The sequence below is a fragment of the Providencia rustigianii genome (assembly GCF_900637755.1).
Classification (GTDB): domain Bacteria; phylum Pseudomonadota; class Gammaproteobacteria; order Enterobacterales; family Enterobacteriaceae; genus Providencia; species Providencia rustigianii.
Genome location: NZ_LR134396.1, coordinates 1,419,074 through 1,446,034, shown reverse-complemented (window position 1 = coordinate 1,446,034; position 26,961 = coordinate 1,419,074). Strand labels below are relative to the sequence as shown.

17 protein-coding genes and 3 tRNA genes are annotated in these 26,961 nt (G+C 40.7%); 11 read left to right on the top strand and 9 right to left on the bottom strand.

The features are described from left to right. Nucleotides 1-15 precede the first annotated feature (15 nt). On the top strand, nt 16-1,416 hold the full coding sequence (cycA, locus tag EL244_RS06435) for a D-serine/D-alanine/glycine transporter (RefSeq protein ID WP_126459572.1): 1,401 nt from the start codon (nt 16-18) through the stop codon (nt 1,414-1,416). An 87-nt stretch (nt 1,417-1,503) separates the two neighbouring features. Here cycA and putP read toward each other — a convergent pair whose 3' ends face one another. After that, a complete protein-coding gene (putP, locus tag EL244_RS06430; RefSeq protein ID WP_006813494.1) occupies nt 1,504-2,988 on the bottom strand; it encodes a sodium/proline symporter PutP in 1,485 nt (494 codons plus the stop codon). Between the two features lie 493 nt (nt 2,989-3,481). Between putP and putA the strand changes: the two genes are divergently transcribed. Next, nucleotides 3,482-7,465 carry a trifunctional transcriptional regulator/proline dehydrogenase/L-glutamate gamma-semialdehyde dehydrogenase gene (gene putA, locus EL244_RS06425; RefSeq protein ID WP_126459569.1) on the top strand — a complete coding sequence of 1,328 codons (3,984 nt, stop codon included), beginning with the start codon at nt 3,482-3,484 and terminating at the stop codon, nt 7,463-7,465. Nucleotides 7,466-7,821: 356 nt separating this feature from the next. Here the strand turns inward: putA and fliZ are convergent, their stop codons facing one another. Next, a complete protein-coding gene (gene fliZ / locus EL244_RS06420; RefSeq protein ID WP_006813497.1) occupies nt 7,822-8,334 on the bottom strand; it encodes a flagella biosynthesis regulatory protein FliZ in 513 nt (170 codons plus the stop codon). A 1,021-nt stretch (nt 8,335-9,355) separates the two neighbouring features. On the opposite strand from fliZ, the gene EL244_RS06415 reads away from it, so the two are divergent. After that, nucleotides 9,356-9,667, top strand: a complete 312-nt coding sequence (locus tag EL244_RS06415) for a DUF5339 domain-containing protein (protein WP_006813498.1) — start codon at nt 9,356-9,358, stop codon at nt 9,665-9,667. Nucleotides 9,668-9,857: 190 nt separating this feature from the next. Here EL244_RS06415 and mgtA read toward each other — a convergent pair whose 3' ends face one another. The 3 genes from mgtA to cspE all read right to left on the bottom strand — a co-directional run bounded on the left by mgtA (nt 9,858) and on the right by cspE (nt 14,100). Then, nucleotides 9,858-12,560, bottom strand: coding sequence for a magnesium-translocating P-type ATPase (gene mgtA, locus EL244_RS06405; protein WP_126459566.1), 2,703 nt, complete (start codon nt 12,558-12,560; stop codon nt 9,858-9,860). A 147-nt stretch (nt 12,561-12,707) separates the two neighbouring features. Continuing rightward, on the bottom strand, nt 12,708-13,406 hold the full coding sequence (locus EL244_RS06400; RefSeq protein WP_006813501.1) for an MgtC family protein: 699 nt from the start codon (nt 13,404-13,406) through the stop codon (nt 12,708-12,710). A 481-nt stretch (nt 13,407-13,887) separates the two neighbouring features. Continuing rightward, a complete protein-coding gene (gene cspE, locus EL244_RS06395) occupies nt 13,888-14,100 on the bottom strand; it encodes a transcription antiterminator/RNA stability regulator CspE (RefSeq protein ID WP_004909801.1) in 213 nt (70 codons plus the stop codon). A gap of 480 nt (nt 14,101-14,580) precedes the next feature. Here cspE and EL244_RS06390 point away from each other — a divergent pair, with 480 nt between their 5' ends. The 7 genes from EL244_RS06390 (at nt 14,581) to EL244_RS17990 (ending at nt 18,567) form a co-directional block, all read left to right on the top strand. Further along, complete coding sequence (locus EL244_RS06390; protein ID WP_126459564.1) at nt 14,581-15,084, top strand: YlaC family protein; 504 nt, start codon at nt 14,581-14,583, stop codon at nt 15,082-15,084. A 136-nt stretch (nt 15,085-15,220) separates the two neighbouring features. After that, a tRNA-Asn gene (locus tag EL244_RS06385) sits at nt 15,221-15,296 on the top strand. A gap of 297 nt (nt 15,297-15,593) precedes the next feature. Beyond that, a tRNA-Asn gene (locus EL244_RS06380) sits at nt 15,594-15,669 on the top strand. 281 nt (nt 15,670-15,950) lie between these two features. Beyond that, nucleotides 15,951-16,026 (top strand) — tRNA-Asn (locus EL244_RS06375). A gap of 192 nt (nt 16,027-16,218) precedes the next feature. Then, nucleotides 16,219-17,268, top strand: coding sequence for a dihydroorotase (gene pyrC, locus EL244_RS06370; RefSeq protein ID WP_126459561.1), 1,050 nt, complete (start codon nt 16,219-16,221; stop codon nt 17,266-17,268). Nucleotides 17,269-17,495: 227 nt separating this feature from the next. Further along, nucleotides 17,496-17,750, top strand: a complete 255-nt coding sequence (gene bssS / locus EL244_RS06365) for a biofilm formation regulator BssS (RefSeq protein ID WP_006813504.1) — start codon at nt 17,496-17,498, stop codon at nt 17,748-17,750. Nucleotides 17,751-17,973: 223 nt separating this feature from the next. Then, nucleotides 17,974-18,567, top strand: a complete 594-nt coding sequence (locus tag EL244_RS17990; protein WP_230084887.1) for a LuxR C-terminal-related transcriptional regulator — start codon at nt 17,974-17,976, stop codon at nt 18,565-18,567. Between the two features lie 41 nt (nt 18,568-18,608). On the opposite strand, the gene trhO is transcribed toward EL244_RS17990, so the two are convergent. The 4 genes from trhO to ttrB all read right to left on the bottom strand — a co-directional run bounded on the left by trhO (nt 18,609) and on the right by ttrB (nt 24,882). Further along, nucleotides 18,609-19,655 (bottom strand): oxygen-dependent tRNA uridine(34) hydroxylase TrhO, encoded by a 1,047-nt coding sequence (gene trhO, locus EL244_RS06355; protein ID WP_039854447.1) that lies wholly within the window; start codon nt 19,653-19,655, stop codon nt 18,609-18,611. 385 nt (nt 19,656-20,040) lie between these two features. Further along, nucleotides 20,041-23,124, bottom strand: coding sequence for a tetrathionate reductase subunit TtrA (ttrA, locus tag EL244_RS06350; RefSeq protein ID WP_126459558.1), 3,084 nt, complete (start codon nt 23,122-23,124; stop codon nt 20,041-20,043). Then, nucleotides 23,117-24,163, bottom strand: a complete 1,047-nt coding sequence (gene ttrC, locus EL244_RS06345; RefSeq protein WP_006813509.1) for a tetrathionate reductase subunit TtrC — start codon at nt 24,161-24,163, stop codon at nt 23,117-23,119. The genes ttrA and ttrC overlap by 8 nt, the downstream gene beginning before the upstream one ends. Continuing rightward, nucleotides 24,145-24,882 carry a tetrathionate reductase subunit TtrB gene (gene ttrB, locus EL244_RS06340; protein ID WP_039854287.1) on the bottom strand — a complete coding sequence of 246 codons (738 nt, stop codon included), beginning with the start codon at nt 24,880-24,882 and terminating at the stop codon, nt 24,145-24,147. The genes ttrC and ttrB overlap by 19 nt, the downstream gene beginning before the upstream one ends. A 252-nt stretch (nt 24,883-25,134) precedes the next feature. On the opposite strand from ttrB, the gene ttrS reads away from it, so the two are divergent. Then, complete coding sequence (gene ttrS, locus EL244_RS06335) at nt 25,135-26,877, top strand: tetrathionate respiration histidine kinase TtrS (RefSeq protein ID WP_039854289.1); 1,743 nt, start codon at nt 25,135-25,137, stop codon at nt 26,875-26,877. Nucleotides 26,878-26,961: the final 84 nt, after the last annotated feature.

Genomic DNA, 26,961 nt, shown 5'->3' with positions numbered 1-26,961 from the left:
CGGATAAATAACAGTATGGAAGAAAATGCACCTACAAACACCTCTCGGCCCTCTACTGACCGAAACCAATTAAAACGTAGTCTCAGTAATCGTCATATCCAATTAATTGCGATTGGTGGAGCCATCGGAACAGGCCTTTTTATGGGCTCGGGTAAAACCATTTCCCTAGCAGGGCCGTCAATTATCTTTGTCTATATGATTATCGGCTTTGTGCTGTTTTTCGTCATGCGAGCAATGGGTGAGCTACTCCTATCCAACCTTGACTATAAATCTTTCAGCGATTTCTCGGCCGATTTGATTGGACCTTGGGCTGGATTTTTTGTTGGCTGGACTTACTGGTTCTGCTGGGTAATTACTGGAATAGCAGATATTATCGCGATAACCGCGTACGTCAGTTTCTGGGTTCCCAATTTTCCAGAATGGGTGACATCCTTTATCTGTGTCATCACCCTGCTGACACTGAATCTTGTTTCAGTCAGATTGTTTGGTGAACTAGAGTTTTGGTTTGCCATGATAAAAATCATCGCTATTGTGGCATTAATTGCCGTTGGCGGTACATTGATTGCCATGAATTTCCAGTCCCCCACAGGGCATACTGCGTCATTAAGTAATATTTGGAATGATGGTGGGATGTTTCCAATGGGGATTAGTGGCTTTTTTGCTGGGTTCCAAATTGCCATATTTGCATTCGTGGGCATTGAATTGGTCGGAACTGCTGCCGCCGAAACCCGCGATCCTGAAAAATCCTTACCAAAAGCAATCAATGCGATTCCAATCCGCATTATCGCCTTCTATGTTTTATCATTAATCGTCATTATGGCAGTGACACCATGGAGAACCATTCTGGCGGATAAGAGTCCCTTTGTTGAAATGTTCGTCCTGATCAGTCTCCCAGCAGCGGCGAGTATTGTGAACTTTGTGGTTTTAACTTCTGCTGCTTCATCTGCAAATAGTGGCGTATTCTCCACCAGCCGCATGCTATTTGGGTTATCTAAAGAAGGGGATGCTCCAAAACAATTTAGTCAATTATCGAAAAAAGCGGTGCCTGCAACAGGGTTAATATTTACCTGTATTTGCCTCAGTTTCGGTATTGTACTTATCTACTTCATTCCCGATATCATGCATGCGTTTACCTTAGTCACAACAGTATCCGCCATCCTATTTATGTTTATCTGGAGCATGATCCTCATTAGCTATTTGAATTTTAGAAAAAACCGCCCAGAAAAGCATGAATCATCCCATTATAAAATGCCATTAGGTATCGTGATGTCATGGGTCAGTTTAGTCTTTTTTGCGTTTATGGTGATTTTACTGGCATTCCAGCATGACACTCGACAAGCTTTAATCGCGACTCCACTATGGTTTATCCTTCTATTTATTGGATACCAAATTGTAAAGCGTCGTAAAATTCAATAACGCATACTGTACTTACTATGTAAAGAAAAAGGCTGGAGGGAATATGTCCTTCCAGCCTTCTTTATTTTAGATTGTGACTTTCGTCAATTACTTCTGTTTATACTCAGCTTCCGCTTCTTCAAAACGCGCTTGTGCGGCTGCACTCGGTGCTTTCGTTATCAAGCTTACGACCGTAATAGCAATTGTTGCAAGGATGAAGCCAGGAATAATTTCATACAAATCAAACCATTTATATTTCATCCACACTAAAACGGTTACCGCACCGACGATCATTCCGGCCAGCGCACCCCAGCGAGTCATTCGCTTCCATGTTACCGACATTAAAACGACAGGACCAAATGCGGCTCCGAATCCGGCCCACGCATTACTCACCAAACTTAATACTTTATTATTTGGATCTTGTGCAATATAGATGGCGACAGCAGCCACTAATAACACCATCCCGCGACCAACCCATACTAACTCTTTTTGGCTAGCGGACTTACGGAAGAATGGTTTATATAAGTCCTCAGTCAAAGCACTTGCACAAACTAGTAGCTGACAACTCAACGTACTCATGACGGCAGCTAAAATCGCAGAAAGTAAAATTCCAGCAATCCATGGGTTAAATAAAAGACCCGCTAATTCCATGAAAATTCGCTCGTTATTTTTCATAACAGAACCCGCGAGCTGAGGGTTGTTTTCAAAATAAGCGATACCAAAAAAGCCTACTGCAATCGTTCCACATAGACACAGCGCCATCCATGTCATGCTAATACGTCTTGCTGAACGGATCGTACGGTGAGAATCAGCGGCCATAAAGCGAGCTAAAATATGTGGCTGCCCAAAATAACCTAATCCCCATCCAAGTAAAGAAAGGATGGCAACAAAATTCATCCCTTTAAACATATCGAGATATTCAGGATTTTTAGCTTTAATCACTGCAATCGAGGTATCAAGCCCCCCCATAGACAGAATCACGACAACGGGAGTTAAAATCAGAGCAAAAATCATCAATGAAGCCTGCACTGTATCCGTCCAACTGACGGCAAGAAAGCCACCGAGGAAAGTATACGCGATCGTGGCTAATGCCCCCAGCCACAGTGCTTTTTCATAGCTAATGTTAAAGGTGCTTTCAAATAATAATCCGCCAGCGACCACACCTGAAGCACAATAAATGGTGAAGAAAACTAAAATAACCACCGCAGAAATAATGCGTAGAATCTTACTGTTATCTTCAAAACGGCTCGTGAAATAATCCGGTAATGTTAGCGCATTATTATTTTTTTCTGTTTGTACCCGTAAACGACCGGCAACAATCAACCAATTAAGATATGCGCCTAAGCACAAACCAATCGCAATCCAACTTTCTGAGATCCCTAAAAGAAAAATTGCGCCCGGTAAGCCCATTAAAAGCCAACCACTCATGTCAGAAGCGCCCGCAGATAATGCGGTAACTACACTGCCTAAACTTCGCCCCCCTAAGATATAATCATCAAAGTTTTTCGTTGAACGATAGGCTAAGTAGCCAATTAATAACATGCCGGTAATGTATACGATGAACATAATGATCATCGGAGTGCTTACAGTCATCCGTCGTCTCCATAGTACGTCTTAATTTTTAGTTATCTTTATAATTTTCTCTGATAACTTTCTGGTCTTAGGTGCTGCACTTAGTTGCACAAATTCAATTAATTGTGGTGCGCACCCTGTAATATTGTGATTGTTTGCGTTGCAATAACTAAATAACCTTGCCACATCATGCTAGACAGACTCAGTTAAATTTAACAAGAAATTAACTATTTTTTATTCAATAAATAGAAGCCACATCACAAATGTTAAACTTTTAAGTTAAATATTCAATTAACTGATTAACTTCCAACACATTAAAGATTAAATACATCCTAATGATATATAAAGAAATTAATATACTCCCATTCCTCTTCGCTATTAATCCATCATAAAAACAAGCGTTGTTTCACATATTTTTCACATAGCACGCCAACAATGTTGCACAAAGTTGCAACATCATCATAATGGTGTGTAACTATTGATATTTAACATCAGTGAAACGGAAGGAATTAAGATGAGTAGCACAACAACTATGGGTGTGAGACTTGATGAAGAAACTCGCGACCGCATTAAAGCAGCCGCTCAACGTCTTGATCGCACATCGCATTGGCTTATTAAACAAGCTATTTATAATTATTTAGAGCAACTCGATAACAACCAAATTATACCTGAATTATCAACAGTTTTGGATACAAAAGATAGCCAATCTGCTGATGAAATTTCGCAAAGTGAATCCAGTTTTCAGCCATTCCTTGAGTTCGCAGAGCATATTTTGCCTCAGTCAGTGAAACGCTCGGCAATTACTTCTGCCTATCGCACCCCTGAAACTCAAGCGGTACCGATGTTATTGCAACAAGCGGAATTACCGCCAGAGCAAGCAGAAGCAGCTCATAAGCTGGCTTATTCTATCGCTGAGAAATTACGCAATCAAAAAAATGGAATTGGGCGTTCTGGCTTAGTTCAAGGGTTATTACAAGAGTTCTCACTGTCATCTCAAGAAGGTGTGGCGCTGATGTGCCTCGCCGAAGCGTTATTACGTATCCCTGACAAAGCCACGCGTGATGCCTTAATTCGCGATAAAATCAGTACGGGTAACTGGCAATCCCACGTTGGTCAAAGCAGCTCTATGTTTGTGAATGCTGCAACTTGGGGGCTATTATTTACCGGTAAATTGGTTTCTACCCACAATGAAGCCAAGTTATCAACCTCGTTAAATCGCATCATTAGTAAAAGTGGTGAGCCGCTGGTGCGTAAAGGGGTTGATATGGCAATGCGCCTGATGGGCGAACAGTTTGTTACGGGTGAAACCATCGCCCAAGCTCTCGCCAATGCGCGTAAATTAGAAGATAAAGGCTTCCGTTATTCCTATGACATGCTCGGCGAAGCGGCCTTGACTGAAAAAGATGCCCAAGATTATATGGTGTCTTACCAGCAGGCCATCCACGCTATAGGCAAAGCATCTAACGGTCGCGGAATTTATGAAGGCCCGGGAATTTCAATTAAATTATCGGCACTACATCCTCGTTACAGCCGAGCGCAATATTCCCGTGTGATGGATGAACTCTACCCGCGCTTGCTCTCATTAGTTTTACAAGCTCACCAGTATGATATTGGAATTAATATTGATGCTGAAGAAGCCGACCGTTTAGAAATTTCTTTAGACCTACTAGAAAGACTGTGTTTTGAACCTAAATTAGCAGGCTGGAACGGAATTGGCTTTGTGATTCAGGCTTACCAAAAACGCTGTCCATTTGTTATTGATTCAATTATTAACTTGGCTGAGCGTAGCCAACGCCGACTGATGATCCGTTTAGTAAAAGGCGCTTATTGGGATAGCGAGATTAAACGTGCTCAGGTTGACGGCCTTGAAGGCTACCCTGTTTATACACGCAAGGTTTATACCGACGTCTCTTACCTAGCTTGTGCTCGCAAATTACTTTCTGTTCCTAATTTAATTTACCCACAATTTGCGACCCACAATGCGCACACTCTCTCTGCGATCTACCAATTAGCAGGTAAAAACTACTATCCAGGTCAATATGAGTTCCAATGTTTACATGGAATGGGCGAACCGCTGTATGAGCAAGTGGTTGGAAAAGTCGCTGATGGCAAACTCAACCGCCCTTGCCGCATTTATGCACCAGTAGGAACCCATGAAACCCTACTAGCTTACTTAGTGCGCCGACTCTTAGAAAATGGGGCTAATACCTCTTTTGTAAACCGAATTGCGGATGCCACAATTCCTTTAGATGAATTGGTTGCCGACCCTGTCAAAGATGTCCGTGAGCTTTCAAAAGTGGAAGGACAAATTGGTTTACCACATCCAAAAATTCCATTACCACGAGATTTGTACGGTTCTCGACGCGTCAACTCCATGGGACTTGATTTATCCAATGAGCATCGCCTAGCCTCTTTGTCGAGTGCCCTACTTAATTCGGCAGCACAAGATAAAACAGCAGAACCGCTACTCGGTGGTAACTTCACGAGTGAGCAGCCGCTTCCAGATGCAATACCTGTAATTAACCCAGCATGTTATCGCGATATTGTAGGTAAAGTACGAGAAGCAACAGAACAAGAAGCTGAGCATGCTTTGAATATGGCAACCGATGCTGGTGCAATTTGGTTTGCTACACCGCCGTCGGAACGTGCAGCTATTTTATTACGTGCAGCTGACATCATGGAGCAACAATTACAACCTTTATTAGATGTTCTCGTCCGTGAAGCAGGTAAGACTTATGCCAATGCCATTGCCGAAGTCAGAGAGGCTGTTGATTTCTTAAATTACTACGCAACACAAGTCCGCGAAGATTTCGATAATAATACCCATCGTCCCCTTGGTCCGGTTGTATGTATTAGCCCTTGGAACTTCCCTCTGGCCATTTTCTCAGGACAGATTGCGGCTGCACTGGCGGCAGGTAATACGGTCTTAGCTAAACCCGCAGAGCAAACACCACTGATTGGTGCAATTGCTGTCGCTATCATGCACCAAGCGGGGATCCCTCGAGAAGTTTTACAGTTTTTGCCGGGTAAAGGGGAAACTATCGGAGCAAAATTAGTCGGTGATCAGCGTGTTCGTGGGGTTATGTTCACGGGGTCAACGGAAGTTGCTGGCTTACTTCAACGTAATATTGCTGGGCGCTTAGATACCCAAGGTCGCCCTACTCCATTAATTGCAGAGACGGGTGGCTTAAACGCCATGATCGTCGATTCTTCTGCATTAACAGAACAAGTTGTTACTGATGTTGTTGCTTCTGCATTTGATAGTGCTGGACAACGTTGTTCTGCCTTGCGCATTTTATGCGTCCAAGAAGATGTTGCAGAACGTACCATTCGTATGCTTAAAGGTGCGATGGAAGAGTGTCGTATGGGGAATCCAGAGCATATTTTTACGGATATTGGTCCGGTCATTGATAGTGAAGCGAAAGAAAATATCGAGCAACACATCCAACAAATGCGCAGCAAAGGCAAGATGGTATTCCAAGCAGCTTTTGATAATAGCCAAGATCAGCAAGAGCAAGCAGAAGGAACCTATGTCAAGCCAACCCTAATTGAACTCGATAATATTGGCGAGTTAAAAAAAGAAATTTTTGGTCCTGTTCTGCATGTGGTTCGCTTTAAAAGAGATGAGCTAGGGCAGCTCGTTGATCAAATCAATGAAGCGGGTTATGGATTAACATTGGGTGTACATACTCGTATTGATGAAACCATCAATAAAGTCGTCGCTAAAGCCAAAGTAGGCAACCTGTATGTTAACCGTAATATGGTGGGTGCGGTTGTTGGTGTACAACCTTTTGGTGGTGAAGGCCTTTCTGGTACAGGACCCAAAGCGGGAGGCCCTCTATATTTATACCGTTTACTGAGTGAACGTCCAGAAAATGCCATCTGCAAAACACTAGAGCAACAAGATAATCATCTACCAATGGATGCGAGTGCTCGAACTGAGTTATTAGCACCATTTGAAGCATTCTCCGAATGGGTACAAAAACAGCAAATTGGGATTGATCAAGCTATCATTGAGCAATTTGCACGTTTAACTCAAGCTGGGACATCCCGCCTGTTACCTGGACCTACGGGAGAAAGGAACACTTATACTTTACGTCCTCGAGGCACCATATTATGCCTCAGTGATAACGAGCGAGATTGTTTAATTCAGCTTGCTGCTGTTCTTGCCAGTGGGTGCCAGACTCTGTGGTCTGATAGTGAATTACACCAAAAACTATTTAAGTCGCTGCCAGAAAAGGTTCGTAAAACTATCGCTTTCACAAAAGATTGGCAAAATTATGTTGAATCCATCGAGGGCGTTATTTACCACGGTGATTGTGATCAACTTAAACACGTCTGTGAAACTATTGCTAAACGGAAAGGGCCGATTATTTCCGTACAAGGCTTCGAACGCGGTGAAACAAACTTACTGATTGAGCGTTTAGTTCATGAACGCTCGCTGAGCGTAAATACCGCTGCGGCGGGAGGTAATGCAAGCCTGATGACTATCGGATAAAATGCAAAAAAGTCTGAGCTCAAGCTACCTTTGGGCTCAGACTTTTATTACATCTTTTCATTTTATGCTGCCATATTCCTTTTATTTATCTGCTTACCACTCAATTCACTACTATTTTTATTTTTCTATTTTTTATTATCTATAAAATTAATTTACTTACTTTATTTAATACTATTTAAGTATTTTTTATTCACCTATAACAGTTGAATAAAATTAAATCTATAATTGTATAATTTATATCTAATATACTTTATTCGCTACAAAAAATAATAGGTGCCTATTTGGGCACCTATTTCATTATCATCTGACTTAAACGTGTACGTATAAATAACTATACTTAATCGTCTTAGCTATTATTAGTTACTTGCAGACTGCCAGCTTAAGTATTGTTCATACTTACGCAGTGCAATATTGTAATTGCTAAATGCAGAATCAGTCATTTTATCACTTAACTGTTCTTGTACTTTACTTGCAGTAAAACCTTTCATAGAAAAGTTAGATGAAGAGAGTAGTTCATCTAAGCGGCGCAGGCGAACAACATACTCGCGAACAGTGCTATGACTCATCTCGGTTTGTAAGAATAGATACTGTTTGAAAGACATAATGTCGAAATAATCAGTATTGCTATTACAGTAAATTTCACTACAAAAACGGCAAAGTGCCGTAAATTTACCTTGTAGTTCATTCCATGTTGACTCATCAACCAATTCCGTCATTTCAGCAATAGCTTCTTTATTCAAGATAGCGTCGTTGAAAACTAAAGAGATTCGGTCCAGAGTTTTATTACAATGAGCACAATGCGTTTGGCTGTGTTTAAAATCTTTAATATAACGACTCAACGGCCGTTTCTTTACAATAGAAGCAGACATAATGGTAAAGCCCTGTGTGTAATTATAAAAATAAAAAGTAACAAGATAACTCAGGTTACATACATATCATGCCCATAGCATTATTGGTTTCTAGCTATGTTGCATATCAAGATACGAGTAATACCCACATCTCCTTTCCTTACTTTCCGTTTAGGAGGTTAATCCATCTAGGAATGTCGTGTAAGAAAATTTATTTCCCTTTGTACGAAGCATTCTAACCTGTCTAAAACACTTTGGCGAATTTCTATGAAGAGTAATTTTTAGGGTAAATTTAGCATAGCGTCAACCTGATTAACCTAATTATTGTTAACTATAAAAGCAACTTTTTGTGGTCGAAAAACTAAATATATTACCCATGAAAGACTTAGAAGCAGAGACTTTACCTGATAACCCCTCATTCATACAAAGGAAATTTAATTTAAAAATCAATATTATATAGATAAAAAGGTTTTATTGATAAATTTGTGACATGCCTCACCTTTCAATTCTATAATCGCAGTTTAAATGTACAGCCGTTAATTCTACAAATATCTGATAAGCTAGTTTTATAATTGAGGTGTAAATTATTTTTTACAATGTCCGCTATTTTTAATTATTTACGTTGTATATGAAAAAAAGTTATTAACATCATTAGAAAAGTTATAACAATCTCTATCTTTGAATCTTCCATTAAAAAATTAGTCACTTTTACCTAACGTAAGTATCCATAATGGCGTACTCAGGATGCAGCATTTTATGCTGCATCCTGGTTAGATTTGTATCATTATCATTCAAAGGAATATGATTATTTACTTATTATTATTGCGATAAATATCTATTTTTATCCCCCTCATTTATTTTTTAGTATTAAATCAATTAATCTTATTCGGATTACCCATTATCTGAAGTGACATCCCCCTTAATAAGTAACCATATGAATTATTTGAATATTATACTTTTAGGATTTGTTACGTTTGATAATAAAATCTTCTCTTATATACTTAATTAGCTATATAAATAAAATATTCTATTAAGGTTAATTATGAAAAAAATAATTTTAGCTTGTGGTATGGGTCTATTGGCATTAACAATCACTGCATGTTCAGAAGAAGATAAAAAAGGCCAAGTTGCCGGTGCAACTGAAACCTGTAATGCTTACTTCGCTGAAGTTGATAGCTTAATTTCTAAAGCATCTGAAAACCCACAAGCCAAAGCGCAGTTAGATGCGATGAAAGGCCAGTTGGAAGAAGGAAAAAAACAAGTTGCAGCTTTACCTAAAGAGCAACAAGACCAAGCTTGCCAGCAAGGCATCGATGCAATGAAACAAATGAAAACAGCGATGGGCCTGCAATAATAGCCCCTTTTCTGTGATCTAAAAAGAGCCATTTATGGCTCTTTTTTTTATTTCTAACTGACAAATCAATGGATCAGATGAAATATGACCACTGGAAAGCACTCTACAAATTGCCATCCAGTGGTAAAACAATAATGCTCTAATCTCATCTATCAATGGGGCTTTCTACATCATAACGCCCTATTTTATATTACAACCACGTACCAAAACGTTTAATGTAATATTGCTTCATTAGCTGAGCAACCACACAGTAACTCACCAGTGTTAAAACTAGCCATGGAAAATATTCAATAGGTAATGGCTGTAATCCTATCATTTCACCAAATGATGAAAATGGTATATATAAGCCTAACGCTATAATAATCCCCGTAGCCAGTAATACCGGTAATGCAGCAGTACTCTGAATAAATGGAATTTTTTGTGTCCGTAACATATGAACAACGAGTGTTTGTGATAATAGTCCTTCAACAAACCACCCCGACTGGAAGAGTGCCTCATGAGCAACGCTATTGGCTTGGAAAACATACCACATCAATGCAAACGTTGTGATGTCAAAAATAGAGGATGTTGGCCCTATCCAGATCATAAAGCGTCGAATATTTTGTGCATCCCATTTGCGCGGGCGTTTCAAAAATTCCTTATCCATTTTATCCCAAGGTAATGCTAACTGGGACATATCGTACAACAGATTTTGAACTAACAAATGGATAGCAAGCATAGGTAAAAATGGAATAAATGCGCTAGCAACTAAGACTGAAAATACATTTCCAAAATTAGAGCTTGCTGTCATATTCAAATACTTAATAATATTTCCAAAGGTTTCCCTTCCCTTAATCACTCCTTGCTCAAGTACCATTAAATCCTTTTCTAACAAAATAATATCCGCAGATTCTTTAGCAATATCAGTGCCGGTATCCACGGAAATACCCACATCAGCATCACGTAATGCTGGTGCATCATTAATGCCATCCCCTAAAAAGCCAACGGTATGTCCATTACCTTGTAATTGCTTAAGAATGCGTGATTTTTGTAACGGAGTTAACTTGCAGAATACAGAAACCTGTTCAACTTTTTGTTTCAGTTCATCATCACTCATAGCTTCAACTTCAAGCCCTGTCATGATTTCATCAACATTGAGTCCAACATCATGGCAAATTTTTTCAGTGATTACCGCATTGTCACCAGTTAACACTTTAACCGTAACGCCATTTTCTCTTAGAGCCGCAATTGCAGAAATTGCACTCTCCTTTGCGGGATCTAAAAAAGTAAGAATACCTTGTAATTCAAGTTGTTGTTCTGCTTGAGCGGATAAAGGCAAGCATGCTTCTGCCTGATTTAAATATCGAGTCGCCAAGAGTAATACACGGAAACCTTGTCTGTTATAATCACTAACAAGTTCACTAATCTTTGCTCTAGCATTGTCATCCAACAAAATTGTTTTTCCATCTTGCTGGTAATGTTGGCACGCGGACAACATCTCCTCAGCCGCACCTTTACAAATTAATAGCGCATTACCTTCCGGGGTTTTTACTGTGACCGATAATTTTCGACGAATAAAATCAAAAGGTAGCTCATCAATTTTTTGATAGGCTTTCAATTGTTCAATTTTGTCATTACCACGCCCCCGCCGAATAATAGCTTGATCCATCATATTTTTGGCGCCACTCTGATGGAAGCTATTCAACCAAGCTAATTGGAGGATTTTACTATCTTTCAGCCCATGACTATCAAGATAGTGTTCAAGAATAATTCTATCTTGAGTCAATGTTCCGGTCTTGTCGGTACACAGCACATCCATAGCGCCAAAATTTTGGATAGCATTTAATCTTTTTACTATGACTTTATGTTTGGACATTGCTATCGCCCCTTTTGCAAGGTTTGAACTCACAATCATCGGTAACATTTCTGGTGTTAGCCCCACAGCAACCGCAAGAGAGAAAAGTGTTGCTTCAAACCAATCTCCTTTAGTAAATCCATTAATTAATAAAACAATGGGTACCATGACAACCATAAAACGGATCAGCAGCCAACTCACACTATTAACACCGCGGTCAAATGACGTTTGTGCCCGAGTTCCAACAATAGATTTAGCGAGTGATCCCAAATAGGTTTTTCCTCCGGTAGCAACGACAATTCCTCTTGCGGTTCCACTCGTCACATTGGTTCCCATTAAACAGATATTTGAGATTTCCAATAACTCATTTTCTGTTGGGGATACTGGCTCTAAACTTTTTGCGGAAATATTTGCTAATGTGTCATATTTTTCAACAGGAATGGATTCCCCCGTCAAAATAGCTTGGCTAATAAATAAGTCTCTAGATTCAACCAGTTTTAGGTCTGCAGGAACCATATCTCCAGCGGATAATAGAACAATATCTCCCGGAACTAGGCATTTGATAGGAATTTCTTTGCGTACTGAGCGCCCCGTTTTGCTATCTCTGCGGAAAACGGTTGCGGTGGTTCGCACTAAAGATTTCAGTGCTTCAGCGGCTTTATTAGTTCGATATTCTTGCCAAAAACGAAGTAATCCACTTAATAAAACCATGGTGACAATAATAATGACACCCGTTAAGTCCGTTTCCTCTCCTTGTCGTTCAGGTATCAAATAGTCAGTGAAAAAACTGACGATGGCTAATATGATGAGCACGAAAATAAAGGGATTCTTGAACGAGGCTACTAACTGTTTCCATGCAGGAGGTGCCTTTTCATGGGCAACTTCATTCTCCCCCTCATACACTAAACGATCCAATGCTTCACTTTCGGATAAGCCTAATAGGTTAGTTTGGTATTCGTTTAAAACCTGTTCGATATTTTTATTGACTTGTTCACCAACAATGAATTTTTGACGCGCGGAAGTTTTTACGCTTTTGCGCTGTTGCCTTATTTCAGTCATAACGTTATCTCTAATTCAGCATTAAAGTGCTTTATTAACGCTATCTGACTGAAAAATAATTATTTTAGCCAGATAGCTCTCGTTTATATCTCCATGACGGAGGGTGGTCGTCCATTTTGGCTCCTCTGATTAATTAATTTTCGGCAGTTAAGCTGGTAGCTCTGATGCCACTTTCCAATTGATAGCACTGACGCTTTGCTCAAGGCTAATGCGGCAAACCAATGCTTCGATTTCTTTTTGTTCGGCGGGTGTCGCCAAAAATTCTGCACACACTTCAAGCTGTTCTGTCTTCAGGGTATCTGCACTGCTGAGTGATTGAAGGCGAATATGTAACCCATTAATGGCTTGTAAAATAAGGGTTCTTACCAGAATTTCATCCCCTTGATGGCACATAACTCGAATTTTATAGCGTTGTTCAACATCCAGAGCTTGTTGCTGGGGCTGACGATTAATTTTGGAAGCCGCTTCTCTTAGCAAAATATTGGCGCATAAGATCAATAATGTCGCGATTGTCGCTAGTTCATATTGCCCTAAGCCACATAACACACCGATTCCTGCAGAGCACCACAATGTTGCAGCGGTATTTAATCCCCGGATATTCATGCCTTCCCGCATGATAACTCCAGCACCTAAAAATCCAATTCCCGATACCACTTGCGCTGCAATACGTCCTGGGCTATCCGGGGATGTTGTCACCGAACTTAAAATAAAGACTGCCGCCCCTGTTGCCACAAGTGCATTTGTACGTAAGCCAGCCATTCTTTGGCGCCATTGACGTTCGGCACCAATTAGTGCCCCTAAGCACATTGCTGCAACTAAATTTAAAATTTCAGGAATAAAAAGCATAATGATCCCTCCAAAAGATTTGGATAAAGGTAAATTTGCGTTAAAAAAACACAACTAAAAATTGAATATAAAAATATTCAGGTGTTATTAACGATTACCTGGAGGGAATAGAGAGTAAATATAAACCAACATGATGCACACTCACCGCAACAGCGAAATATTCATACAAAGATGAAATATGACTTTATCTAAAACTAAGGAGTATGTGTGATGAGATATCAAACACCGCCCGCCATGGTGGCAAGCAGTTAATGGAATAGACGATTAATTACTTGCCAATTAAATTAAGTTTTTAGTACAACTCTGGCTTTCCAAGTAATTATCTCCAAAAATAAATGTGGCTTGAGTATAGGTGTGGCGAATTGTTAAGTAAAGCTCAAAATGTTAATTATTTATCTCTATTTTTCTGCTTTAGCTTCTCATACGAAAAAGCCCGTCATTAAATAATGACGGGCTTTAGAAAATCAGTTAAGCAATTAGCTTAGATTGCAGTTACGTTTGCAGCTGCTGGGCCTTTTGCACCGTTTTCAATGGTGAATTCAACTTGCTGGCCTTCTGCCAGAGTTTTGAAACCATTGCCCTGAATGGCAGAGAAGTGGACGAAAACGTCTTTGCTACCATCAGCTGGAGTAATGAAACCGAAGCCTTTAGACTCGTTGAACCACTTAACTTGACCTTTCATTTTGTCGGACATTTGACTTTTTCCTATATAACATCAAAAAACTTGCCTTTTGGCATATATGGGCCAGAGTCAGCTATTTAATCAGGGAAACACCAAGATGAAGCGTTAAGGTCAAAGGCTATCTAAGATAACTTTCTTCTTTAGAACACACTAACTTAGTAATCATACATCAAATAGGACTGCTAAACAGGCCGACTGTCATTAACTCATGACTTTGAGATAATAGCAACTATTTTATACGTCCAATATGTAAAATTTTGTCGTTTTTTAGACTAGGTCACTTTTGATGAATATAAGCCTAACAAATGAGCTGCACTTTATTGATAGTGTAAAGGTTTCTTTGTTGAAACGTGATTGTTTACTCATCAATATTTAGCAAACAAACTCGAAACAATGACAATCCAGTTAAATATTTTTTTTAACTGATATATAACAATTCATTCGCCGCGTGATACCCTCCTAGTATAGATATCTGACAGAGAGTCACTTACCATGGATATTATCAAAAAAATACTTATCGACGATTTAGACGCTATTAACCTACGCGAAGCTAGAGATGGAAAACCTCACTTTAATAGTCAATTTTTAGCCAATCACCCATATCTCTGTATAGGCATGATTGCCGCTTACTTACCACTGGCTATTATTCTTTGGTATGCCCCCTATTTTGGACCTTATTGGACGGCAGGGATCACTATCCTATTTATCGTGCTAGCCAGTGTTCTATTATTCGATGTTAAACCCGTTTATCATTTTGATGATATTGGTGTTCTCGACTTGCGAGTCTGTTATAACGGCGAATGGTTTGTCACAGAGCCTGTATCTGAAACTGCACTGAATCAGATCCTTGAATCAAAAGAAGTTCCAGCATCAATTAAGCAAGAAATCTCTCGTTTATTAGCATTAAAAGGAATGCTCTCTTTTTATGATATTTATCATATTGCATATCCAGAGATCCCAGCGCCAACAAGAACTTCTTTAGCTACTCAAAATTAATGCAATATCAAATATATAGAATAAATTCCAGTCAGAATGAGCAGTGAATGAGCAGTTAGTTTTTTTTTGTATTTTTATCGTTGACAGTTCGAGGTGATGCCGTTAATATTCGCCTCGTTCTCAGGAACGAGTCAATTCCTCCATAGTTCAGTCGGTAGAACGGCGGACTGTTAATCCGTATGTCGCTGGTTCGAGTCCAGCTGGAGGAGCCAAATTTAAGAAGCCCGCTTCAGGTAAAACCTAAGCGGGCTTTTTGTTTTTTAATATTATATCCTTGCTAATTCGCTCTTCTAGCTAACGCCCACTAAATCTCTTACCCATTATTGCTATCATTTTTTAAGTTGCTACCCTCTTAGTAACACCATAAAAATCCGACAGCTACTGGATTCAGGCATAAATAAACAGCGATTTGTTTAATTAACAACCTGTCGAGCGTTTTTTTCAATTTTATGCTTTACAAGTGAATACTGGCTGGGTAATATGCGCCTCGTTCTCAGGAACAAGTCAATTCCTCCATAGTTCAGTCGGTAGAACGGCGGACTGTTAATCCGTATGTCGCTGGTTCGAGTCCAGCTGGAGGAGCCAAATTTAAGAAGCCCGCTTCAGGTAAAACCTAAGCGGGCTTTTTGTTTTCTGTCTTCCCAGGCTTCTCAGCTTAACCATCTTTATTTTCCTAAAAATTTCATCCCTCGATTAAATTCTATTAAATATTTTTCCAATTACCGTTATTTTTTCTTTCAAACATAGGTAGTTAGAGCAAATTTTTTTCAATTCGCACAGATAACAGGCAAACGAACTCATTTTGCTATTTTCCCCTTTGACATTACTGATGGGGAAAGCTAATATCCTCTGCGTGTTAGGGGAGTTCCTCCATAGTTCAGTCGGTAGAACGGCGGACTGTTAATCCGTATGTCGCTGGTTCGAGTCCAGCTGGAGGAGCCAACTTAATACTATTTTTCCGTTTTTCTCTGTATTATTCCCCCCTTATTTTTCCCTATTGTTTTTTTAAAACCCCTAGATTTATTGTGTCAATATTTGCTATTTATCATAGCTATTTTATTTTTTTCGATTTATCATTCTGTCCCGGCTTGAGCACTTGCTCATCTCTCATCCCCCCTTTATGGAGCCGGTTTAATGACAACAGTAACAACTCTAACGATCCGCCGCCCTGATGATTGGCATGTTCATTTTCGCGATGATGAAATGTTAAAAACAGTCGTACCGTTTACTAGTCAGTTTTTTGGTCGCGCCATTGTCATGCCAAACCTTGTCCCACCGATTACTACCGTAGAAGCCGCGAAAGCATATCGTGAACGAATCAAAAAAGCCGTTCCCAATGGACATCAATTTACCCCATTAATGACCTGTTATTTAACAGACACCACTGATGCTCAAGAGTTAATCCGTGGCTTTAATGAAGGCGTATTTACGGCTTGTAAATTATATCCTGCAAATGCGACCACTAACTCTAGCCATGGCGTTTCTGATATTAAGAAAATTTATCCCGTTCTTGCTGCAATGGAACAAGCTGGGATGCCATTACTGATTCACGGAGAAGTTACTGCCAGTCATATTGATATATTTGACCGTGAAGCTTTATTTATAGAACAAGTCATGTTGCCGCTGAGAGCACAGTTTCCACAATTAAAAGTAGTCTTTGAGCACATTACAACGAAGGAAGCTGCGCAATATGTACTGGATGCCAATGAATTCACCGCAGCCACATTAACGCCTCAGCATTTGATGTTTAATCGTAACCATATGCTAGTCGGTGGTGTTCGTCCGCACTTATATTGCTTACCTATATTAAAACGCAATGTACACCAAGATGCTTTACGTGCAGCTGTCGCTTCTGGTTGTGATCGCTTCTTCTTAGGAACTGATACAGCACCACATATTCAATCTCGTAAAGAGACTTCATGTGGCTGTGCGGGGGTCTTTAATGCACCAACGGCATTAGCCGCCTATGCGACTGTTTTTGAAGAACTCGGAGCCCTAGAACACTTTGAGGCATTCTGCTCCCTGAATGGACCCAAATTTTATGGACTGCCCGTAAATGAAGGTCATATCACGCTAACTAAAGCACAAAATATCATCTGCGATTCCATCGAATGCGCTAATGATAAGCTTGTTCCATTCTTAGCTGGCGAAGATTCAGGCTGGACTATTGCCGTAAGCCAATAAACTATATATGGGAAGGTACTCGCCTTCCCATAACTCTTTTTTAGTAGAAATTACTTACATATTTTTATAACAATCATAAAATTATGTAAAAAAATGCTGCAACCACTACCATATTTTCAAAATATTCATATACTACATATAGCTCGTCCTGAGTTACCTGCTCTTAGTCATTGATACGCTATTATCACCATGTTTGATTTATCACCATGTTTGATTAGGAGGTCTAAATGAATAGAAAAAATGATGTCATCCAAACCCACCCTGTTGTTGGTTGGGATATCAGCACTGTTGACGCTTATGACGCAATGATGCTTCGTTTACATTACCTCCCAGAGCAAAATAAGAGTTTAGACAGTGCCGTCGTGGATAAAACCATGTGGTTAACAACTGATGTTGCTAGGCAGCTGATTGATATTCTTCAGGCTGGAATTGATAAAATTGAGTCTGGCGAATATGTAGAAGCTAACTTCAAGACTCATTAGCAAGTAACAGATAAAGGATGGATATTTGTACTGTTGCAAATATCCATTACCAATTTATTTATTATCCAAACCAACCCCTCTATTAAATAGTAATAAATAAAATTATAATTTTATTTATTAATTGCAAATACAACGGTTAATTTATTGTTTTTATTATTACTTGATTGACTTTCATATCAATTCCAATTTATTGTAATGCTCTTTTCGGACAAGGATGTTCCCTATGAGAATATTAGTCATTGATGAGTGTTATTATACCCGCCTTGGTATCACTGAATATTTATCTTCTAATAAAAAATTAGAATTCATTAGTACAGGGTGCATTAAAGATGGTATTGAATTTGTGAAAAATAATTCACCCAGTATTGTTCTGGTTAATTTAACCTATTACTGCCACTACTCTAGTTATTGCCCATTACTTAAAGCACTATTAAATTCATCGAGTAGTATTAGATTTTATATTTATATTAATGCCGCTTATCCATTAACAGATAACCCTCTGTTACTTAAAGATAATTTCTTTATAATGTCAAAGAAAATAATAGCCAAAACACTTGATAAAGTCATTAATGATTCAGAACAAATAGAAAAAATCACTAAGCTTGCTAATAATAATGACTCATCTATTTTCACTATAAAAGAACAAAACATAATTAATAACTGGATGAATGAAACGCCGAATCATATTATATCCAGAAAGCTCGGGATCAGTAATAGCACCGTATACTCACAAAAGCGGCACATTACGTCTAAAGTTTTCGTGAAGAATAGAATTGAATTATTCTTTATTTATAATGTTTTTAAATATCTTTATTAAAAGAAAGCCCTTTGAAAGGGCTTTCTTATCAATCAAAAAAATTATTTATGACTATTTAATAATCCATCTGATAAGCGGTGACGCGACTTATTAAATATTTTATTACTGACTTCACGTCCAGCACGACGAGAGCGTTGTTCATCTTCAGGGAGTTTCATTTCTTCCGTACATTCAACGCTACAGCACCCTTCATATTTTTCAGCACAACTTGGGCACTGGATAAATAGCAGATGGCAACCATCATTTTTGCAATTCGTATGTGTGTCGCAAAGCTCACCACATTGATGGCAGTGCGCGAGTGTATCATCAGTAATGCGCTCTCCCATCCGATTATCAAAAACAAAGTTTTTGCCTTTAAAGCGCAGCGGTAATCCCTGTTCCTTTGCTTTACGGGCGTATTCGATAACGCCACCTTCAACATGATAAACATTCTGGAAACCATTATGCAGCATGTAAGCGCTCGCTTTTTCACAACGAATACCGCCCGTGCAATACATCACCACGTTTTTATCTTTTTGATCCTGTAGCATTTCAACAGCCATTGGCAATTGCTCTCTAAAAGTATCTGACGGCACTTCTAGCGCATTCTCAAAATGCCCTACTTCATACTCATAGTGATTGCGCATATCAACGAAAATCGTATTTGGATCGTCGATCATCTCATTCACTTCGTGCGCTTTCAGGTATTGCCCTGTATTCTCAGGATTAAATGTTTCATCCTCAATCCCATCAGCAACAACGCGATCGCGCACTTTCATCCGTAAAACCCAAAACGATTTACCGTCATCATCAATAGCAATATTTAAGCGTAAATTATCTAATCGTGGGTCTGTGCTGTAGATCAATTCGCGCAAGGCATCCACATTAGAGGCAGGAACACTAATTTGAGCATTAATGCCCTCTTTCGCAATATATACGCGACCAAAAACATTCAATGCTTGGAACTGTTGATACCATTGATGACGAAAAGCAACAGGATCTTGAATATTAAAATACTTATAAAAAGATATTGTCGTGCGTGGCTCTGTTTCTGCCAACATACGTTCTTTCAGAACTTTGTTTGAGACTTGGTTATGTAACACTGGCATGGTGTTCGTTTTCCCTTTGTAACGCATTGATATTAAATTTGAGTTTTCATTCATCGCGTATTGGCGAGTAAATTGTGATTATTATCACCTTTATTATGTTAATAAAAAACCTTTTATTTGAAGGGGTATTGTTTAGAGAACGTATCGAAATGATAATTTGATGTGATTAAAATATGAGGAATATAAAAAAGGGAGGGTTCCCCCTCCCAGGCACTTGCCGAAGTTACGATGGTTAGCTACATCGTATATGCGCAATGTCAACTGCTTACAACAGAGAAAGCGTTCCCTATCCCGCTATGCAGAACGGGATAGGTTTGCAATCTCTTTACTGCACTTACTACTTTTACTACATACCAACTTACAACTTCACTGAACAAAACTTGAATTAGCTAATTCGCTCAATACGTGCGGGTAAACCTTGTCTCACCGATGCACCTGATACCCAGTCAAGCCATGTATTGGCAACTTCACGAGTTGGGTCAGCAAAACCTAAATCGTTTAAGTTAATCCCTGAACCATTTGCCGCATTCATTGGCATAGGTTCGCCATTCAAATAATGTTGTTTGGCGCCCATTTCGGTATGACCATAACCATGCTCAACAGCCAGAACCCCTGGCATTACACCATCAAGTACACTAACTTGAGCTTCACCATGACCACCTGGCGTAGTTATCTTGATCCAATCTCCGTGCTTAACCCCCATTTTCGCCGCATCATCTGGGTGGATAGCGACTAAATTTGTTGGTTTTACATGACGTAAACGCTCAATCATCGTGGTCGAACTACTCATGACATGGGATTTAAACGACATCATTTTCAATGGCCATTCTTTCACTGGGAAGACCACATTCACATCTTCTCCATTTGCCATACGTGGTGGATAGTAGGTTGGACATCCACTATAACGCTCCCCTGTAATGGCATGACGGTTAATTGCAACCGTTGGGTTCCAGATCTGTAATCCTTTTTTCCATTGTGGACCCGTTGCCTCTCCATCCCATGATTTCTCATACGGCGCAAAACGACCACCACGCGTAAAGATATAAGCGACTCGGCGTACTTCTTCCGGTTTCAGGACTCGAGTAATTTCAGGCATGATTCGAGCTACACCGCTAATTTGAATATCTTCTGTCGCAGCTTCAGGAACTGGCTTTTCACCTAGCCATGCCATGTTTGCCGCTACGCGTAGATAATAATCTTCTGCGGTATTTAATGGATACATGTTGCCATCCATATCGGCAATCACATTATCACCAAAGCCCGGTAGATTAAGCTGCTTAGCAACCGCGATACAAAATGCTTCCATTGAAATCGGCTGCCCATCTGCTGTTTTCGCTGTACGTGAACTCACAATCGGCCAACGAGCCGTACTGGCTTTCACCTGCACACCAGACCATGGTGCGCTAAATCCCCAACTTTCAAAGTTATGGGTATCTGGCACGATATAATCCGCCAATGCGGTGGTTTCATTCATAAAGGCATCGATACCAATAATCAGTGGCAGATGTTTTGGATCTTTCAGTTTCTCTTCCATGACCTGACGAATACCCGCAATACCATAGACAGGGTTGGTCATGTTAGTGATCCAAGCTTTCAATGGATACGGATAGCCCAGTAAAGCTGAGGCTAACTGCTCAGTTAATTGGCCTTTAGCAAACGGATACCAAGGGGCTTTGGCTGGATACGGTTTTTCACCTGCAGCAATTCTAGCTTTAAATTCATCTGATTTTTCATAGACTTCATTACTGCGAGATAACACAACACCTTTAGGTTTTACCTTCCCTTTGTAGCCAGAAATATTGTAACGAGGACCATCATTTTCCCCATTAAATTTACCGCCACCAACGGAAACGCCCCCTTTCAGGTTCAGGTTACCAATTAATGCATTCAACATAATGACGGACCAAGCGGTATAAAAGCCGTTACCACTCATCATGCCGCCATGAGAAATAACCGCCGCTTTTCTATCATAAGACGTTAATGCCTTACCCAGTGATTGAATCGTTTTAACGGGTACTTGGCAACGCTGGCTATACTCTTCGAGAGTCATGCGGTCAGCGGCTTCTTTCAAGCATTGGAAGCTGGATTTTACCGTCACTTCACTGCCATCATGTAAAGTCACTTGGCGTGTGACAAATAACTCAGCATTTGTCACCTCATCCGCCAGCTTCAGCTCACCAGAAGCATCTTGCACCAGATAAAATTTCTTCTCTTCATCTTCACTTGGAACACCCGTGAGATGAGTCTGTTGCAATAAATTTCCTGCTAATGGATGTTCATCATCCGTAATCACTAAATGGGTCGCATTCGTCCAGCTTTTCTCGCCAGCGGCTTCCATGGACTTTTCACTAGGAACACTGAGATAAGCTGCGTTATAGCGCTTATTTTCAATAATCCAGCGGATCATTCCCATCACTAATGCTGCATCCGTTCCCGGTTGCACAGGCACCCAGTGACCGTGGTCATTCGCCAATGTCGTTGTTAACGGCAGAGCGGGTGATACCACCACGTAGTTAAAAGAATCACGTAACCGCGCACTCGCTAACTGACGACCTTGACGTTTGAATGGGTTGCCTGACTGAGCTGGCGATGTGCCTAAAAACAGTGCAAAACGGGTATTATCCCAATCGGGTTTGACGTGGGCATTCTTGTCCAAGTCATCCATCAATGCTCCAGAACCCGCTCGGTATGCAAGACCGCAGTAAGAACCGTGAGCTCCAAAGTTTTTACTACCAAACGCATTTTGAGCGAAACGACGGATAAAGCCGTCACGCCCGTCATCACCCGCATTAGTCACTAATAATTGGTTTGCTTTTGGGCCTAATTTAGGTTGAGAAGGATCTAAAGGTGTTTCGAGGTCACGAATCGCTCTTAAGCCATCAACATGCCCTTCACCAAATAAATCCCCCCCCTCAGTAACTTCTTTAATGAGCTGTTCGAAGCTTATACGTTCCCATTTACCTTCCCCACGCTTACCAACACGCTTCATTGGCTCAAGAATACGTAATGGGCTGGTTAAGCCTTCCATTAGCGTTGCACCACGAGCACAGGCCGTTGAGCGATTCTCTAATCCACTTTCACCACTCATTTTTTCAAACGCGGTGGTTAGTGGCATACCATATGGGAAATGCTTTTCTTGGGATAACGGATGATACGGGTTGCCTGCAATTCGTAAGACTTCATTTTTTGCCGTATCGACACGAGCACGGATACCACACTGAGTCCAACAACCAAAACATTGAGTCATTGCCACAACTTGGTCAGGATTTTCTTTCCAGCCACCAATCGCATTTCCTTCAGGAATGAGCGAGTTACCGTTAATTGGGCTAAGTGTCACTTTGCCGGAGGTGCCATCCACTAAACCATCGACCGCACGTTTAGCTACTTCACGATAGCTTGCACCGAACAGAGCCAGACCACCGACAACTAAACCACCTTTAAGCCATTGACGTCTTGAGAATTTAGCCATGTTGCACTCTCCCCGCAAACCAGCGAACACCTTCGCGAATAATAATTGTTAAAGCAATCCACAATCCAAATGTACCGATTATCGCCAGTAACCCATCATCACCTAATGGGAAATGGTATGGATTAGTGATGATGTTATATTTTGGCACCGCTTGAACTTCCATCAGGAAAATCCAACGTAGCGTCCACGCTAATGCCATAGAAACCACCGCTAAAATAGTAATGTAAGCCACTGAACGTCTGATTTTTAAGTTACTCGCAGCCATCACAAACGTGATAACCCATAGCGCACAAACGCCCATCAACATCCACCAGCCTGGGCTAGCAACATCGAGCTGCTGACGAACCGCAATCCCTGACGTGGTATCACCGGATAACCACAGTGCAAAACAAACCGCAAATAGCAACAATGTGATCGCTTGGAAACGGGCTAATCGATTTTGATACTGAGGTTCGCGACGTGCCCCCAGAGCAACTAATGCTGGCAATACTTGCATCGCACTCAAGAACATTAATACCGGTATCCACCAGCTAAACCAAATTGGACGAGCAATAAGGACAGATGCCTCACGACCGGTATACAGCAATAATCCCAGTGCTGATAATGCACTTAAGAGTGCAACCCAACGTGTCGCTTTATACTCTTTTTTCCAAATCAGCTTGACTAGCAACGCTACAAAATAGAGCCCCACAAATGCGGTAAATAATGGCAATAATACCGATCCCCACCACATCCAAGACCAGACAGTTGGATGTGCATAGAAATGCCAAACACGTGCGGTTTGGTGCAAATCAGCGGTTAACGCTAGCGGCGCCGTGATCCCCATAGTGATAGCAATAAACACCGAGATCATTTCTAAACGTCCGTTTTCGCTTTTGTTCTGCCAATGCAAATAACAAGCGTAGAGCACAGCGCAAGCCGCAATACCAATAAAGAAGAAATACTGTACCGCCCAAGGAAGCCAGAAAAATTCTTGCGGTTGAGCCATAATTTCTGAAATATAAGTCACTTGCTCGCTCATCAGAATACCTCCTGCCATAACGCCGGTTGCCCTTTACCTTGTAAAGGTTCCACAAACGCATCATCTAGACCGAGATAAAACACCTGTGGTAACGTGCCGCTTTCTGGTTTTAAGACTTTAATTTGTGCTTCGTGCTCGCTGAGCATCTTGCGAATAGTGCTATTCGGATCTTTTAAATCACCGATAATACGTGCCCCACCGACACAAGATTCAACGCAAGCCGGTAATAATCCAACTTCTAAGCGGTGAGCGCAGAAAGTACATTTATCCGCAGTTTGTGTAGAATGGTTAATAAAGCGCGCATCGTATGGGCAAGCTTGTACACAATAGGCACAACCTACGCAGCGTTCATTATCCACAACGACAATGCCATCTTCACGTTGATAGGTCGCTTGAACTGGACAGACAGGCACACAAGGTGGGTTATCACAATGGTTACATAACCGCGGGAGCAGAACGTTGGTATAGCCCTCATTCCCTTTTAATGAAACTTGATATTGGCTAACAGTAGTCCTAAATTCACCCTGCGGAGTTTGGTTCTCAACGGAACAACTAACTGTACAGGATTGGCAACCTACGCAACGGCGCAGATCAATCAGCATTCCGTAGCGTTTCTCTGGGTTACCTTCTCGGCGAGTTGGGGAGAAGCTTAGACCCGCTTCGGCGATCGGGATCAAGGATGCGCCGGCAGTCACTGCCCCTATTTGTTGTAGGAATTTTCGTTTACTCAGATCCATAATTGGCTCCAGCATTGACATTGCTTATGCGAAAATAAAAGTTAATAATCAATATGTTATTGGTTTTTCAGACTTTATTGGCAACTTACTGCTGCCTATATTTGGTCACTGCAAAATTCTTATTTCTCTTTAAAATCGCTGTGTTATCTTGTACTTCACTGAAGCCAGTGTAAGAAGAAAACCGCTGCGCCCCTATTGTGGTTTACCACATACCCGAGGCGATATTGATCTAACGCAACGAATAAACCCTATATGTTAAAAAAATCGTCTATGCCGTTGTATCACATACTTTTAATGACACTGCTGATATGGTGTATACCAGCGAGTGCCGCACAATGGACAATCGGCGTACTTGCTCTTCGTGGCCCCAGTTTTACGCAATTACACTGGCAACCCTTAATTGATACGTTAAACGAATCCATCCCCGGTGAAAGCTTCACTCTCCAGCCGCTAAACCTTGAAGAGATGAAAGACGCTATCTTCAATCGCAAAATCGATTTTCTTCTGACTAATCCTGCGCAATTTATTCAGTTAGATAACCGCTATCACTTACGTTGGTTACTCTCATTACGTTCAGATGTTGAACCCAACAGTACAACTCGCAATGTCATTGGCAGCCTGATATTGGTACGCAAAGACAGCGATATTCATACGGCGGATCAACTCATAGGTAAAAAGGTGGGCGCTATTTCACCCGATGCGTTTGGTGGGTATTTGTTGGGTTATAAAGTTCTGCGCGATATGGGATATGACACCGAAAAAGATTTTCGGATGCAATTTTTAGGCTTCCCTGCTGACGCCTTGCTGTATGCCCTGCGGGATAATTCACTCTCTGCGACCATTGTGCCTGTTTGCTTATTGGAAAATATGGACAGCGAAGGGCTGATTGATAAAAATCAGTTTCGTCCATTACTGCAAAAAGAGAGCTCCCTGCCATGTTTGACGAGTACCGAGCTATACCCCAATTGGTCATTTGCTGCATTAAGTGAAGTGCCTGATAATTTAGTGGATAAAGTCACGAAGACCTTACTTTCCGACGATAATTCGAATATGCGTTGGGGGGCTCCAGCCTCGATGACTCAAGTCGAAAATTTATTACGGGACGTCAATCAGCATCCCCAGCAACGGGAAATTTGGCAAGATGTGGTGAGCTGGGTTATCCAACACCAAATCACCATTGGTATTATTGCATTGGTCTTTTTATTGCTTGGTATTAATCACGTTTGGATTGCCTTTCTGGTTCGACGTCGTAGTCGGCAGCTCGAAGTGGCACATAACCGATTACGCCAACAAGAAGCGAATCTACAAAAAGCCCAGCGACTGAATATATTAGGTGAAATGGCCTCTGGATTTGCTCATGAGCTTAACCAACCTTTGTCGGCCATTCGCAACTATGCTCAAGGTTCCATTTTACGATTGAAAAAAGAATCCGAAACGCATCCGCTCATTGGGGCTATTGGTAAAATTGACGAACAAGCTCAACGTGGTGCCGATATCATTCGTAATCTACGTTTATGGGCTGGAAAGCCGGGACAAGAATCCACACTCAACTTTCGTCAACAATCTGTTAAACAAACTATTAATCATATATGGCAATTGTTGCAGGTCGAACAACATTATCCACAGGCTCAGCTATCCCTCCCCGAAACACCGGATGTTCAACTTAATCTTCCTGAAACCTTACTCGACCAACTGCTATCAAATCTGATCAGTAATAGTCTGCAAGCGGGAGCTCATCATTTACGCTTTAATTTTCACTTTGCAGAAAACCGTTTTTTATTAGTTTTACACGATGATGCTGGTGGGATGCCAATTGAGCAACTCAATCAAGGGATCACACCGTTTGCTACCACAAAGCAGGGTGGATTGGGGTTAGGGTTAGTGATTTGCCAACGGTTAATTCAAAGCCAAGGTGGTGATATTCGTATTGAAAATCAGCTTAATGAAGATGGCGTCAATGGTTTGTATGTGACGTTAATTTTTAAATATCCGTAATAAGCGGAAATAGCGCATGTTTTGCCACACAAATGATAACATTCCCAATAACTATATGTGACAATGCTATGCGAACAATTAATA

Excerpts from the sequence above, each read along its gene's own strand:
- cycA (WP_126459572.1), top strand. The coding sequence starts at position 16 with ATGGAAGAAAATGCACCTACAAACACCTCTCGGCCCTCTACTGACCGA.
- putP (WP_006813494.1), bottom strand. The coding sequence starts at position 2,988 with ATGACTGTAAGCACTCCGATGATCATTATGTTCATCGTATACATTACC.
- putA (WP_126459569.1), top strand. The coding sequence starts at position 3,482 with ATGAGTAGCACAACAACTATGGGTGTGAGACTTGATGAAGAAACTCGC.
- fliZ (WP_006813497.1), bottom strand. The coding sequence starts at position 8,334 with ATGTCTGCTTCTATTGTAAAGAAACGGCCGTTGAGTCGTTATATTAAA.
- EL244_RS06415 (WP_006813498.1), top strand. The coding sequence starts at position 9,356 with ATGAAAAAAATAATTTTAGCTTGTGGTATGGGTCTATTGGCATTAACA.
- mgtA (WP_126459566.1), bottom strand. The coding sequence starts at position 12,560 with ATGACTGAAATAAGGCAACAGCGCAAAAGCGTAAAAACTTCCGCGCGT.
- EL244_RS06400 (WP_006813501.1), bottom strand. The coding sequence starts at position 13,406 with ATGCTTTTTATTCCTGAAATTTTAAATTTAGTTGCAGCAATGTGCTTA.
- cspE (WP_004909801.1), bottom strand. The coding sequence starts at position 14,100 with ATGTCCGACAAAATGAAAGGTCAAGTTAAGTGGTTCAACGAGTCTAAA.
- EL244_RS06390 (WP_126459564.1), top strand. The coding sequence starts at position 14,581 with ATGGATATTATCAAAAAAATACTTATCGACGATTTAGACGCTATTAAC.
- pyrC (WP_126459561.1), top strand. The coding sequence starts at position 16,219 with ATGACAACAGTAACAACTCTAACGATCCGCCGCCCTGATGATTGGCAT.
- bssS (WP_006813504.1), top strand. The coding sequence starts at position 17,496 with ATGAATAGAAAAAATGATGTCATCCAAACCCACCCTGTTGTTGGTTGG.
- EL244_RS17990 (WP_230084887.1), top strand. The coding sequence starts at position 17,974 with ATGAGAATATTAGTCATTGATGAGTGTTATTATACCCGCCTTGGTATC.
- trhO (WP_039854447.1), bottom strand. The coding sequence starts at position 19,655 with ATGCCAGTGTTACATAACCAAGTCTCAAACAAAGTTCTGAAAGAACGT.
- ttrA (WP_126459558.1), bottom strand. The coding sequence starts at position 23,124 with ATGGCTAAATTCTCAAGACGTCAATGGCTTAAAGGTGGTTTAGTTGTC.
- ttrC (WP_006813509.1), bottom strand. The coding sequence starts at position 24,163 with ATGGCAGGAGGTATTCTGATGAGCGAGCAAGTGACTTATATTTCAGAA.
- ttrB (WP_039854287.1), bottom strand. The coding sequence starts at position 24,882 with ATGGATCTGAGTAAACGAAAATTCCTACAACAAATAGGGGCAGTGACT.
- ttrS (WP_039854289.1), top strand. The coding sequence starts at position 25,135 with ATGTTAAAAAAATCGTCTATGCCGTTGTATCACATACTTTTAATGACA.